Origin of the sequence: Collinsella phocaeensis, from assembly GCF_900119895.1 — a bacterium.
Classification (GTDB): domain Bacteria; phylum Actinomycetota; class Coriobacteriia; order Coriobacteriales; family Coriobacteriaceae; genus Collinsella; species Collinsella phocaeensis.
Genome location: NZ_FQLR01000004.1, coordinates 1,252,445 through 1,265,093 on the forward strand (window position 1 = coordinate 1,252,445; position 12,649 = coordinate 1,265,093).

General features: G+C 66.9%; 12 protein-coding genes. All 12 read right to left on the bottom strand.

Annotation, left to right across the window (positions count from 1 at the left end; all coding sequences use genetic code 11):
• Positions 1-65: 65 nt before the first annotated feature.
• Positions 66-575 carry a hypothetical protein gene (locus BQ7355_RS07515; RefSeq protein WP_072415623.1) on the bottom strand — a complete coding sequence of 170 codons (510 nt, stop codon included), beginning with the start codon at positions 573-575 and terminating at the stop codon, positions 66-68.
• A 193-nt stretch (positions 576-768) separates the two neighbouring features.
• Positions 769-1,176: a holo-ACP synthase gene (gene acpS / locus BQ7355_RS07520; protein ID WP_072415624.1), complete on the bottom strand. Its 408-nt coding sequence runs from the start codon at positions 1,174-1,176 to the stop codon at positions 769-771.
• 75 nt (positions 1,177-1,251) lie between these two features.
• Entirely contained in the window at positions 1,252-2,370 is a 1,119-nt protein-coding gene (gene buk, locus BQ7355_RS07525; protein ID WP_072415625.1) for a butyrate kinase, read from the bottom strand.
• Positions 2,370-3,419, bottom strand: coding sequence for a phosphate acyltransferase (locus BQ7355_RS07530; protein WP_072415626.1), 1,050 nt, complete (start codon positions 3,417-3,419; stop codon positions 2,370-2,372). Before BQ7355_RS07530 ends, buk begins: the two co-directional genes overlap by 1 nt.
• A 3-nt stretch (positions 3,420-3,422) precedes the next feature.
• A complete protein-coding gene (locus tag BQ7355_RS07535) occupies positions 3,423-3,656 on the bottom strand; it encodes an acyl carrier protein (protein ID WP_072415627.1) in 234 nt (77 codons plus the stop codon).
• Positions 3,657-3,737: 81 nt separating this feature from the next.
• A complete protein-coding gene (locus BQ7355_RS07540; protein WP_072415628.1) occupies positions 3,738-4,160 on the bottom strand; it encodes a Zn-ribbon domain-containing OB-fold protein in 423 nt (140 codons plus the stop codon).
• Positions 4,161-4,193: 33 nt separating this feature from the next.
• The gene (locus tag BQ7355_RS07545; RefSeq protein WP_072415629.1) at positions 4,194-5,486 is read right to left on the bottom strand and encodes a thiolase family protein; all 1,293 of its coding nucleotides are present in this window, start codon (positions 5,484-5,486) and stop codon (positions 4,194-4,196) included.
• 217 nt (positions 5,487-5,703) lie between these two features.
• Positions 5,704-6,333, bottom strand: a complete 630-nt coding sequence (locus tag BQ7355_RS07550; protein ID WP_072415630.1) for a TetR/AcrR family transcriptional regulator — start codon at positions 6,331-6,333, stop codon at positions 5,704-5,706.
• Positions 6,334-6,533: 200 nt separating this feature from the next.
• Positions 6,534-7,499 (bottom strand): flavodoxin family protein, encoded by a 966-nt coding sequence (locus BQ7355_RS07555; protein ID WP_072415631.1) that lies wholly within the window; start codon positions 7,497-7,499, stop codon positions 6,534-6,536.
• Between the two features lie 273 nt (positions 7,500-7,772).
• The gene (locus tag BQ7355_RS09270) at positions 7,773-8,876 is read right to left on the bottom strand and encodes an NADH-ubiquinone oxidoreductase-F iron-sulfur binding region domain-containing protein (RefSeq protein WP_205407578.1); all 1,104 of its coding nucleotides are present in this window, start codon (positions 8,874-8,876) and stop codon (positions 7,773-7,775) included.
• Between the two features lie 15 nt (positions 8,877-8,891).
• Positions 8,892-11,027, bottom strand: a complete 2,136-nt coding sequence (locus BQ7355_RS07565; RefSeq protein WP_072415632.1) for an FAD-dependent oxidoreductase — start codon at positions 11,025-11,027, stop codon at positions 8,892-8,894.
• A 115-nt stretch (positions 11,028-11,142) separates the two neighbouring features.
• Positions 11,143-12,627 (bottom strand): FAD-dependent oxidoreductase, encoded by a 1,485-nt coding sequence (locus tag BQ7355_RS07570; RefSeq protein WP_072415633.1) that lies wholly within the window; start codon positions 12,625-12,627, stop codon positions 11,143-11,145.
• Between the last annotated feature and the right edge of the window lie 22 nt (positions 12,628-12,649).

Below are 12,649 nucleotides of genomic sequence, written 5' to 3' on the forward strand. Positions count from 1 at the left end.
GGGACACGGGCGGGCCAGCTCAAAAAACCGGGCTCTTCACGCGGGAGAGAAGGGCGCGCGAGGGCCTAGTGCATCTGCGGGGCGGGATCGTTCATGAGCTTGCGGGCGATGCCCTCGGCACGCTGCGCCCACAGGAAGCTCACGACGTAGCCGACGAGCCAGCACTGGAAGAAGCTGCCGAAGAGCGCCATCGGGAACATCTGGATGGGCATGCCCTGCATGACGATGGCGTTCACGTACGTGAGGATAAGGGCGTTGACGACCACGTAGATGCTATTCACCACGATGTTGAGCACCAGGCCGAACTTGATGCCGTCGGACGGCTTGAGCCCGCACTTGCCGGCGAAGGCGAAGCCGAGCTTCTCGGACGGGATGAACCAGCCCACGAAAAACGAGATGATGTAGGAAAGGACGATGTTCAGGCCGGTGGCGGACAGGAAGGCGGGCATGAACGCCTCCTCGGGCACGCCCGCCGACGAGATGCCGATGTAGCTCGCCACGAGTGAGATCGAAATGGCGATCGGGATGTTGGTGAGCAGGACCTTGACGAGCTTCGTGCTGGTTTTCATGGGCATGGCAACACCTTTCACGTTGGAGCCTACCGGTGCGCGTGGCGCCGGAGCCCGGGCTCCGGTGCCCGGGCCTGCAACCCTTCATGTAGATGATATGGAGAAAGAACCGCGCACCCTATGGCGACGGATCCCAAATACGTCGTAAAAGAACGGTTCCCGCTGTACCAGTGCACAAGGCGGAGCCGGGCCCGGCGCGCTACTGCGCGAGGACGAACGCCGTGGCAAGGCCGCGCTCGTTCGTGATGGAAACGAGCAGTTCGCGCACGCCCGCCTCCGTAAAGACCGGGGCGAGGGCCGTCCCCTCGCCCATGGTCACGCAAGGACGACCGTTGGCATCCTCGAGCGTCTCGACGGCGCGGAAGTCGAACCCCTCGGCCGTGCGCCAGGCGAGCGCCTTGAACACGGCCTCCTTGACGGCGAATTTGCCCGCCAGCACCGAGGCCCAGTCCGCGCGGGCATACGCCTCGGCGCGCTCCGACGCGGAAAACGTCCTGCGGGCGAAGCTGCCCTCGCGGTCGACGCAAAACCGGGCCATCTCCTCGATGTCGACGGAGTCCACACCGATGCCCAGAACCGGGCCGTGCGCGACCGAACCGTCATCCATATCGGCACCTCCCGAGCGTCGAGCCGTTTGCACGCGATCCGAGCCACCAGTGTAGGCGAACACGCCCGCGCGCGCCTAATCCTCAGCAAATCCCCGGAATACCGGGACGCCCGTGTAGGTGCGCGCCTCCTCGACGCCGGAGAGCACGCGCCGCGCGCCCGCCGCCATGGCCTCGAGCTCGAACTCGCCCGGGTACGCGGCGACCGGGGCGATCCAGCCGCACCGCGTGGAGATGGCGTTCACGAGGCCCTGATCAAAGGCCATGCCGCCGCCCAGCAGGATGCCGTCGACTCGTCCCCCGAGCACCGCCGCCATGGCGCCGATCTCCTTGCAGACCTGGTAGATCATGGCATCCCAGGCGCGCGCCGCAGCGGCGCTTCCGCCCTCGGCAAGGGCGATCACCTCGCGGGCGTCCGAGGTGCCGACAAGGTCCACGAACCCGCCCGTCTTCATGCAGAGGGCGCGGGCCTCGGCGACCGTGTGCCCGGCATCGAGCCAGTCCAGGATCCCCGCCACCGGCATGCCGCCGCAGCGCGTGGGCGCCATGGGGCCGTCGCCGCCAACGATGTCGTTGCCGTCGATCATGCGGCCATGGCGATGCGCGGAAATCGAGACGCCCCCGCCGAGATGACAGACCACGAAGTCGCAGTCCTCGTAGGCGCGGCCGAGCGATGCCGCATGGCGGATGGCCGTCTCCTTCAAGTTGAGCGCATGGAGGTGCACGTTGCGGTACACGCCGCGCACACCGGTCATGCGGGCGGCGTCGCAGAGCTCGTCGGTATCGGGCGGATTCACCACGAAGGCGGGCCTGCCGCCCGCAGCCTCGGCGAACTCGTGCGCGAGCTGCGGTCCGAGCTGCGCGGGGTGCTGCACCCCGTTGGCCCCGGCACGGGCGTGCCCGAGCATGGTGCCGCACACGGCGTACGTGCCGCCCGGAAGGCTCATGAGGCCACCCCCGCGCCCCACGAAGGCGTCGATGGAGGAGAGCTCGACGCCATGGTTGGAGAGCATGGCGAGGATCGCATCGCGGCGGTAGGGCAGCTGGTCAGATATGGTGGGAAACGCCGCGAGCCGATCGGCCGCGTGCGCCACGTTCTCTGAGAATACACAGCCCTCCCCCTCGAACAGCCCCACCTTGGTGGAGGTTGATCCGGGGTTGATCGCCAGGACGCGCCAGGGCTTCGCATCGCTCATCAGCGCACCTCCCTAGCCAGCGCGTCCGCAAGCGCCTGGGCGCGCACGCAGCTCATGACCACGTTGCCCACGATCTCGGAGACCGGCGCCGAGCGGCTGCAGTCGCACACGATCCTCTTGAACCCTTGGAGCATGGGGCCGTAGGCATCGGCGCCCGTGAGGTTCTGGATGATCTTGACTGCGATATTGCCCACGTTGATGTCGGGCCAGATGAGCAGGTTCGCCCGGCCAGCCACATCGGAGGGGCGGCCCACCTTCTTGGCGGCCACGTCCGCGCGGACGGCGGCGTCGAACTGGAACTCGCCGTCGATCGCGAGGTCGGGGCGGGCGGCGCGCGCGATGTCGCGGGCGGCGCGCACCTTGTCCACGAGCGCGTTGTCCATGGAGCCGTCCGTCGAGTGCGAGAGCAGCGCGCAGCGCACGTCCCAGCCGGTGAGCGCGGCCACCGTGTCGCACGAGGCGCAGGCGATGGAGGCCAGTTCCCCGGGGGTCGGATCCACGCAGACCGCCGAGTCGCCGAAGCCGATGAGGCCGCCCTCGCCGCCGTCCCAGCCAGGCACCTCGGCGATGCCGCAGGAGCTCACGGTGGCGACGCCCTCTGCGAGGCCCACGATGGTCTGCGCCGCCAGGATGATGTCGCCCGTGGCGTTGGCGATGCCCGCGAACATGACGTCCACATCGCCGAGTACCTGCAGGATGAGCGCGCGCTCCAAGGGCCGGGTCATGCGGCGCGCGGCCCCCTTGGGCTTGTAGCGGCAATCCGGGTGGGCGAGATAGCGCTCACAGCACCGGGCGTTCTCGGCCTCGTCCGCAATGTCGATGATCTCGACGCCCTCAAGGGAGAGGCCCCGCTCCCCCGCCAGGCGCGCAAGCTCGGCGCCGTCACCCACTAGCACGCACTGGGCGAGGCCATCCGCCTGGAGCTCGGCCACTGCGCGCATCATCGTCTCGTCGTCCCCCTCCGGGAACGCCACGCGCATCGGGCGCGCTGCGGCGCGGCGACGCAGGGCCTCCATGAGGCCGGGGGAAGTGACACGTGTGGATGGCATGGGCTACTCCATCTCTTCCTCGACGCGCGACGCGAGCTCGCCGATGGTCTTCATGACCATGACCTCGCGCACGGGCACCTCCGCGTCGAGCTCGTTCTCGATCATGGAAGTGAGGGCGATCATCTTCATGGAGCCGCGCCCAAGCTCCTCGAAGGTGGTGTCGGGTGTGATGTCGCCCTCGAACTTGTAGGCGGACTTGGCGAATGCGGCGACCTGCTCGAAGATCTCCTGGTTCATGATGGGTTCCTTTCCGTGGGGTGTGATGCGTGATGGGCAAGGCGAGACGATGGCGGGCCCCGCCTTGCCGAAAACGGGGCCTTAGGCGTCGAGCTCGAAGCAGAGCTCCTTGTAGCCGGGGCGGTCGATGATCTTGGGGTGCACGCCCACCGTTTCGCCGGCCATGAGGCGGGCGCGGACGTCCTTGGCGGTCTTCTTGGTGATGCCGAAGATCACGTAGGTGTACTGCGGGCCCTCGTCGAGCTCCACGGCGCCGTAGGCATACTTGCCGACCTCACGCAAATACGGCTTGTCGTTTTGGGGCCCCGGCACCGTGAAGTCGATGAGATGGCCGTGACCCGAGACCTCGTACCACTCGGTGGCGTGATATCCGCAGGCATTGCAGGCCAGGTGCGGCGGGAACTCCACGGCCCCGCACTCCAGGCACCTGCGGCCCCAGAGCTTGCCCTCCTCCAGGCCCTCGTAGAACTTCTTGACGACCGGCTCCATATCCTTGAGCTGCATGGCTTGTCCTTCCCTTTCGATGAGACCGTCGGGCTAACCCACGGTGCGCAGAATCTGGCAGCGGACGTTCTGAGAGCCGCCGAAGCCGCGCAAAAACGTGGTCTGCGGGCGCTTCGCCATCTGGGTGGCGCCGGCCTCGCCGCGCATCTGCTTCACGGCCTCGTAGATGTCGGCGATGCCCGAGGCGCCGTGCGCATGGCCGAAGTTGCAGCGGCCGCCGTGCGGGTTGATGGGCTTGTCGCCGTCAAACGCGGTGCGGCCCTCGATGGCGTACTTCCACGCCTCGCCGCGCGGCAGGTAACCGCACTCCTCGGCCGAGACGATCTCGGAGGCGAGGAAGAAGTCGTTGCACATGAACAGGTCGATCTCGTCGGGCGACACGCCGGTGAGCTCATAGACCTGCCGGCTGGCCACCTGCGTGGCCCAGTGCTCGTTGTGGACGAGTCCCGCCTCGACGGCGGAGGCCCCGGTGCCGAGCACCTCGATGGGCGTGTGCGGCACGCCCATGGCGAGTGCCTTCTCGGTGGGCATGACCACCACGGCCGCCGCGCCGTCGCACTTCTTCTCGAAGCCGGTCACGCGCAGGTACTGGGTGACCTTGGGGTTATACATGGATTTGAGGTACTCGTCCGCGGTGGCGAAGCCCATCTCGGCCGCGTCCTGCTCGATCGTGGTCTCGAAGTACGCCAGGGGGTTCGCCACGGCGCCGCGGCGAAGCGACTTCGTGAGGCCGTTCAGGGCATCGTCGATCTGCTCTGCCGTGAGGTCGTAAGTCATGGCGTACTCGTTGATCCAGTTGTCGAACGAGACGCCGAAGGCGCCATCGAGCGGTCGGCCGTACGCGCGGTCGTAGATCTTGTCGAGCGAGGGAATCATGACCTCTAGGGGAAAGTCCGTGCGCACGTGCGAGGGCATGTGCTCGACGGGGAGCGTGGAGGCCAGGTCGACCGCGCCGCTGAGCACCACGTCGTAGGCGCCGGACGCCACCGCCATGACCGCCTGCTCAAGGGCCACATAGCCCGTGCAGCACGCCTCGGAGTGGTGGACCGAGCCCTTGCCGCGCATGCCGAACCAGTCGGCGACCTGCATGTTGGGGGTGATGCAGTCGTTGATGAGGTAGGGGTTGGCGGCGCCGTGGTAGAAGAAGTCGACGTCGCGCGGCTCCAGGCCAGCATCCGCGATGGCCTCGAGGGCCGCGTAGCCAAACGCCTCGCCCTCACCGATACCCTGCGTCTCGGGGTGCTCCTCGAAGTCCTTGAACGGGGTGCAACCCACGCCCACGATGGACACGCTGCGCGCGTTCTTACCGAGCTTGACCGTTGTCATGGCCTCACATCCTTTGCTGCAGACGGATACGATAACTCGGATGCTACGGCGTGCGCGCCGCTCATGGAAGAACGGTCCGGCGCGCGGTGTTCCCCGCGCTGGGACATTTTAGCTCCATATGTTCCATCTTGCAGGTCAGAGCAGGTTGTGGCGGCGGCACACACAGCTGGCGCGCATGCCGTTCACGACCGAGATGCAACCGGCAGGCCGCATGCGCCTACAGCTGGCGCGCGTGGTGGCACTCGGAGGGAAACGGCGTTCCCGCGCGCTCGCCATCCAGGAAGAACGGCGCGTACAGCAGGCGGTTGAGCGCGCCGGCCACCACCTCGGGCGAGAGATCCGGGCGCTTCTCCAGCCAGTATTGGATGAGGTTGTGGTGCCCGGCGATGGCGAAGGCCAAGTAGAGGTCGCGGTCCTCGGCCGAGCCCGGCACGTCGGCCAGCCGCTCGCGGAAATGCTCGTGCATGAGCACCGTCGCCTTGTGCACGAACTGAGGGTCGCCGTGAGGCCCGTTCAGCGCCACCACCTTGTCTCGCCGCTCGTACAGAAGCTCCATGCGACGGATCATCGTGGGCGTGGGGTCGAGTTCGGACTGGCCGAAGCGCGCCTTGAGCGCATAGCTGTTGATGTCGTGCATGTTCGCCAGAAGATCGGTCTCAAACGCCTTGACCACCTCGTCCACGCTTGAGAAGCGCCGATAGAACGTGGATCGCGAGATACCCGCGATCCTCACGACGTCGGCGACGTGGATGTCGGGGATATCCGTCGTCGCCATAAGCGCAAAGACCGCATCCTCGATCCGCTCGTCGACCGCCTCGCGACGCGCATCGTATCCCCAGGCCGTCATCGCATACCGTCCCTTCTCCTTTGCATGCACATGGCCGAACGGCGATCGGGCTCGCACACGGCAAACGACTCCTCATGCCGCCCCCAGGTAGAAAAACACCCAGAAGAACCATCCGAAAAAACCGGTGGGCAGCCAGGCAGCTCCCCACCGGTCGGGCGCAAAGCCGCGTGAGCGATACCGCGCACGCGGTCGCGGATACCCTAACGCTTGATCTCGAGCGTGGGGAACTGCATGCTCTTGTAGCGATCGATCTCGTCTTTGACCTCAGGCAGCTTCGCGAAGAACTCGTCGCGCGTCTTGTTGATCTCGTTCAGGTGCTCGGCGCGGGCGCGGTCGTCGTTCCTGTCGCGGATGAGCCCGTTCTCGGCGATCTTGAGCACCGGCCGGCCGGTCGCCTCGTCCGTCACGAGGTCACCGCCTGCGCCGCACACCGCGCATTCCCAGGGGAACTCGATTCCGTCCCAATGTGCGTCGCCGGGATAGACCAGGGAGCTGTGACAGTTGGGGCACACGCCGTCATGCGGGTCGCCCAGCCACGTGCGCTCCTCGACCGGCGTCCTGATTGCCTTGACGATGTTCTCGCCCATCTTGCGGGCACGCGGAAGCTGGTCTCCCCATACGAAGGTGTTACCCGGACGGCCGTCGCGCGTGGCCATGTAGCGGTCGACCACGGTAAGCGACATGGTGAACATGGTCGCCTGCATGGACTCCAAGGCCAGCGTCTGCCAGTCGTGCATGGAGCCGCCCACGGCGATGAGGCCGGCGACGGTGTGCGGGTTGCGGTCGACCGCGCCGATGGCGAGCAGGAACGAGAGCTCGTAGGCGAGAAAGCGCTGGGCCAGGCGCGTGTAGACCGAGCTGGGCGTGAGGTCGTAGGTGGGAACCGCGAAGATGATGCCGTCGCAGGTGTGCATCTCGTTGATGATGGCGTCGGCGTCATCCTTGTCCTTGAGCACGCAGCCGCGGTATTCCTTCTGAAGGCCCGCGCCCACCTTGCCCATCTGCATGGTGCAACCCTCGCAACCGGTGCACGGCAGGATGTTGTAGTCGAAGAGGTTGATGAGCTCGACCTCTCCGCCCGCCTCCCGGACCGCGCAGAGCGCCTCCTTGGCAAGCGCCTCGCCGTTGCCGCCGTGCCTTCCGGCACAAATCGCCATGACCTTCATGTGAGCTCCTTTCCAGAGCGATAGATACGCAGGCGACGGGCGGCACCTCGCCGCAGGCCGCCTGCGCCGTTGTGGGTCAGATGCCGCCGGCGCAGACGCGCGAAGCCTCAACGGGCGGAGAGGACACCCTGGAGCGCCAACGCATCGTTGCGGGCGGACAGGCATCTGAGTGCATCACGCGCGGACCGCGCCGGGTGACGGGGCCGGAGGCGATCGCCCCGTCACCCGGCGCGGTCCGCAACGTATACGCCTTACGAGAAAAGATGCGACCCTCTACCTGCGACGGATGGGTATGGGGCGCGGCGGGGTGCGCGGTTTTTCGGCACCGGCCTGGATGATGGCGCCCTCGTCGCAGGCGGAGACGCATGCCCCGCACTGGACGCAGGCCTTCTGGTCAATCACGTGGATGAAGCGCGCCTTGCCGAGGATTGCATCCTCCTCGCACGCGTCGACGCATTCGCCGCAGCCCACGCACTTGTCGGGCAGGATGTGATAGGTCATGAACGCCTTGCACGCGCCCGCCGCGCAGGTCTTCTTCGTGATATGCGCCTCGATCTCGTCACCGAACAGCTCGATGAACGAAGCGGTCGTGCGCCCGGCGGCGCGGCCGACTTCGCAGAGGGACTGGGTCGCCATGACGGGGGCCAAGTCGCGCATGAGGTCCAGATCGGCACGCTGTCCCTTCTTGCGGCAGATGTCGCCCACGATGGTGGCAAGCTGGTACGTTCCCTCGTGACCGTAGACGCAGCGACCGCATCCCTCCTGGCGGTAGGTCGACAAGATCTCGAGCAGCACCGAGGCGGCGCAGTCCTTCTTGGTCAACACGCGCACGTAATCGGACCCGAGCTCCACGCGCGCCTCCCCGTCGCCGGCGCTCACGAGCGCGCCCGAGGGAAAGCCAACGTAGACCGCCTTCGCATCGGAGGGCGCCACGCCGGCAGCCGAGCAGACATCGGCGACCGCGCACGCCTCGGGCAGATCGACAGGCGCATCCGCCCCCTCGATCCAGACCGTGCGCACGCCCGGCGCGCCCAAGAGCTCCGAGCCGGGTATCAGACGCACGTCGGGCAGATTGCCGCCCACGTCCGACGGTATGGGCTTCTCGCCACGCGTCACCTGGACGCAGGCGGTGTCGTTCTCGTAGACGAACCCCAGAAGGGGGTCGGCCTCGATGACGGCATCCGCGCCGAGGCCCAGGGCGCAGCGAAGCTCGTCCGCGAGCGCAGTCTCGCACGCAGGCACAAGGACGCGGAGGTCGCCTCCGTCCTCGACCGCCGCGCGGATGCGCTCGGCAGCAGCGGCGACATCCGCCTTCAAGAGATGCAGGGAGACGGGCGCCTGGTGATACACGGGCATGAAGTTGACGATAGTCAGCATGTCAGGCCCTCCTTCCTAGTATTCGTTCCACAGGCGCGGCGCATGGAGGTCGAGACGCAGGTCGCACTGCAGGCAGCGGCTCGCTTCGCAGCGCGCCTCATCGCACGTATACGGGGCCTCGAAGGGGGCGAAGGTCTTGGCGCGCACGACCCCCTCGGCAGAAGCGGGCTCCACGCGTCCGTCGTAGTACCCCTCGGGCACCTTGCCGAGCAGCGGCGAATGCTCGGGATGATCCGTGAGGACCTCCGAGATGTCGCCGTCCCCACCCAGGAACTCATCGATGGAGCTCGCGGCGATACGGCCCTGCTCGATAGCGGCGATCACGGACTTCGTTCCCGTGACGCAGTCGCCGGCGGCCCAGACGCCTTCGACGGAGGTGCGGAGCGCCGCATCGGTCGACACATAGGGGCCATGGGTGAGCTCGAGGCCCATTCCTGCGGTATCCTCGGGTTTCTGTCCCACGGCGAAGATGACGTGGTCGGCCGGGAGCGTGACCTCCCCGCCTTCGACGAGCTCGGTCACCGCGCGGTGGTCCTCATCGAAATAGAACCGGGATATCTTCTGGACCGTCACCGAGCCCACGCGGCCGCTGCCGGGCTCGGACTCGTTGATCGAGTTGAAGGCGTACGCATCGTGCAGGACCACGCCCTCCTCGGCGCCCTCCGCGCGCTCCTCGGGCGTCGAGGTCATCTTGTCCTCGGCTTCGAGGCAGCACACATCGACGCTCGCGGCGCCCAGGCGCACCGCCGTGCGCGCGCAGTCGTACGCGACGTTACCGCCGCCGAGAACCACAACATGCCCGCTTGCGTCCAGCGGCGAACCCTGTCGAGCCGCCTTCAGGAAGTCGGTGTTGAGATAGACCCCTGCGAGGTCTGCGCCCGACATGGGCAGGCGGGTGCCCGCATGGGTGCCCACGCTCACCAGGACCGCATCGAACGCTCCGCCGTGCGCCGCGAGGAGCGCGACGGGGTCGCCTATGCGCTCGCCGCACCTCAGCTCGATACGCGGGCTCTCATCGCATCCTTGCGAAATCTCTGAGATGGTTGCCATCTCGCGGTCGACCACCTCATCCGGCAGGCGATACGCGGGGATACCGTAGCGCATCTGGCCTCCGACCTTCTCGTTGGCCTCGTATACCGTGACCATATGGCCCTTCTCGGCCAGATAGAGCGCCGCCGTGAGACCCGCGGGGCCCGCACCGACCACGGCGACGCGCTTGCCCGTAAGCGCCTCGTGGCGCACACGCGCCTTCCACGATCCCGTATCGCGCACGGCGGCGGCCCGCTTGAGGCGGCAGATGGAAAGCGGCGCGGTGAGGCCGTTGCGCTTGCACTCGCTCTCGCAGCTGTGCGTGCAGATGCACCCCAAGGACTCGGGGAACGGGACCCTCTCGCGCACCACGGCCACGGCGTCGTCCCATGCGCCGTCCTTGACGTGGCGCAGGTACTCGGGGATATCGATGTGCGCGGGGCAGCCCGATCGGCACGGCACGATGTTGTCCTCACGCGAACGGTCGTCGCGCAGGGAGCCCAAGACGTCGATGATGGAGCCCGTGGGGCAGACCTCGATGCAGGCCTCGCAGAACCGGCAGCCCGCCTGCTCGAGCGTCACGTGCCCGTCGGTGCCGATCCTGATACCGTTCTCGGTATGCTGGTAATCGAGCACGCCGACGCCGCGCACATCGCGGCACGCGCGCACGCAGCGGCCGCAACGGATGCACCGCGTAAACATATGGGTGATGAGCGGGTTGGAGTCGTCGGTCGCCACCGGGCGGCTCTTGACGCGCCAGCGCATGGGAGAGACGCCCATGTACTGGTACATGGACTGCAGCTCGCACTTGCCGTACTTCACGCAGCCGGTGCAGTCGGTGGGGTGCGTGGCCAAGATGAGCTCCATGGCCATGCGGCGAACGCGGTCCGCCGCCGGCGCCTCGGAGTCCACGACCATGCCCTCGCGCGCAGCCGTCTTGCATGCGCAGACGGGTTCGGACGCGCCGTCCACGCAGACCATGCAAAGCCGGCAGCCGCCCACGGCCTCAAGGTCGGGATGCTTGCAAAGATGCGGGATGAAGATGCCGGCATCGAGCGCGGCGTCGAGAACGGAAGCGCCCTCGGCGGCCTCGACCTGCTGGCCGTTGATCGTTAGGTTCAAAGCATGCCTCCAGTTGTAAGACGAGCGAGGGCCCTCGCATACGGAAGGCCCTCGCCCCCGCATAAGGCGGGTCACGCGGCGGCACGCGGCCGCCGCGCTCAGGTACGCGAACCGCTTAGTACTCGAAGAGCTTGGCGGCGGCGTTCTCGCCGGCGATGCGGCCGGAGTTCAGGCAGAATCCCATCGTGTTGCCCGGGATGCAGTAGTTGTAGGAATCGCCGTAGATGGTGCACGCGTCGGTGCCCACGCAGTACAGCCCCGGAATGACCTTGTGCTCGTCGGTCATGACCTCGAGGTTGTGATTGACGAGCACGCCGCCCAGGGTGCCGTAGGCGCCCACGAACTGCTTGCAGCAGTAGAACGGGCCCTTCTCCAGCGGCTGCATGAACTCGCGCTCCTTCTCGAAGAGCTCGTCGTACCCCTCGGCGCACATCGCGTTGTACTCCTCGACGTTGGAGATGAGGCCGTCGACGTCGATCCCCGCTTTCTCGGCAAGCTCCTCGAGCGTGTCGGCCTGGCAGATGGGCTCGTAGCCGTCAGCGAGGTCGCGCTCCCACTGCTCGTCGAACCCTTCGTAGAGATCGTGCGGATGCACGTGGGAAACGATATCCGGACCGTCCTTCTTCCAATGCTTGAGCATCTTGGCGTCGAAGATGGCGTAGCCGACGCGGCCGGGAAGGTGGTTGATTGCGTTGCCCACGAACGTGGTGTTGAAGATCTCGTCCTCGGGCATGAAGCGCTCACCGTTGCGGTCGCACCAGTAGCAAGGTTGACGGAACGCGCCCTCCACGTAGAAGTGATTCATGTTGTCGGGGAGCTGGTACATGATCTCCATGGTGACAGGCGTGTGACCCGCGCCCACGGCATGGCACATGTTGAAGCCGTCGCCATCCATGCCGGGGATGGCGAAGCTGAAGAGGTCCTTGCCCCATTCGAAGCCCATGTACTTCTTGATCATCTCGGCGTTGGCGCCGAAGCCGCCCGTCGCCACGATAACGGACGAGCAGGAGATCTCGATATCCTCGCCGTCTTTGTCCTTGGCGCGCACGCCCGTGACAGCCCCCTCGTCGTTGCAGATCAGCTCGGTGGCGGGGGTCTCGAACATGAACTCGACGCCCAGCTCCTGCGCGCGCTCGGTCATGCGCTTGGTCATCGTGGTCGCCGCTCGCGGGCCGGGCTCGGAGCCGTCCTCGGGCTGGACCACATGCCAGGTGTACTCGCCATCGGCGTAGGCGCGAGTGCGCTCGCGGGCGCGGAAGGCCGGGCGGACGCTGTTGAACTCCACGCCCATGTCCTGGAGCCAGGCGATGGTGTCACCGGATTTGAAGTAGTACGCGCGCACCAGGCGGGCGTCCACCTGGTAGTGCGTGTAGAACATGTGGCGGCGGAAGAGCTCCCCGGGCGTGACCTCGATCATCGACGCCTTCTGCACGGGCGAGCCCGCAGCGGCCGGGCCCATGCCCATGTTGGCGGCGCCGCCGGTGTTGGACGCCTTCTCGAGCGTGATGACGCGGGCGCCGGACTCTGCGGCGGCCACGGATGCGGCCAAGCCGGACAGGCCCGCCGCGACGACGACGACATCGGTCTCAAGCTGTTTCATTTCTACCTCCTCAATACGGTAT

What these genes read in the sequence shown, in the direction of transcription:
- BQ7355_RS07515 (WP_072415623.1), bottom strand. Translation starts at nt 575, where the DNA reads ATGCCCATGAAAACCAGCACGAAGCTCGTCAAGGTCCTGCTCACCAAC.
- acpS (WP_072415624.1), bottom strand. Translation starts at nt 1,176, where the DNA reads ATGGATGACGGTTCGGTCGCGCACGGCCCGGTTCTGGGCATCGGTGTG.
- buk (WP_072415625.1), bottom strand. Translation starts at nt 2,370, where the DNA reads ATGAGCGATGCGAAGCCCTGGCGCGTCCTGGCGATCAACCCCGGATCA.
- BQ7355_RS07530 (WP_072415626.1), bottom strand. Translation starts at nt 3,419, where the DNA reads ATGCCATCCACACGTGTCACTTCCCCCGGCCTCATGGAGGCCCTGCGT.
- BQ7355_RS07535 (WP_072415627.1), bottom strand. Translation starts at nt 3,656, where the DNA reads ATGAACCAGGAGATCTTCGAGCAGGTCGCCGCATTCGCCAAGTCCGCC.
- BQ7355_RS07540 (WP_072415628.1), bottom strand. Translation starts at nt 4,160, where the DNA reads ATGCAGCTCAAGGATATGGAGCCGGTCGTCAAGAAGTTCTACGAGGGC.
- BQ7355_RS07545 (WP_072415629.1), bottom strand. Translation starts at nt 5,486, where the DNA reads ATGACAACGGTCAAGCTCGGTAAGAACGCGCGCAGCGTGTCCATCGTG.
- BQ7355_RS07550 (WP_072415630.1), bottom strand. Translation starts at nt 6,333, where the DNA reads ATGACGGCCTGGGGATACGATGCGCGTCGCGAGGCGGTCGACGAGCGG.
- BQ7355_RS07555 (WP_072415631.1), bottom strand. Translation starts at nt 7,499, where the DNA reads ATGAAGGTCATGGCGATTTGTGCCGGAAGGCACGGCGGCAACGGCGAG.
- BQ7355_RS09270 (WP_205407578.1), bottom strand. Translation starts at nt 8,876, where the DNA reads ATGCTGACTATCGTCAACTTCATGCCCGTGTATCACCAGGCGCCCGTC.
- BQ7355_RS07570 (WP_072415633.1), bottom strand. Translation starts at nt 12,627, where the DNA reads ATGAAACAGCTTGAGACCGATGTCGTCGTCGTCGCGGCGGGCCTGTCC.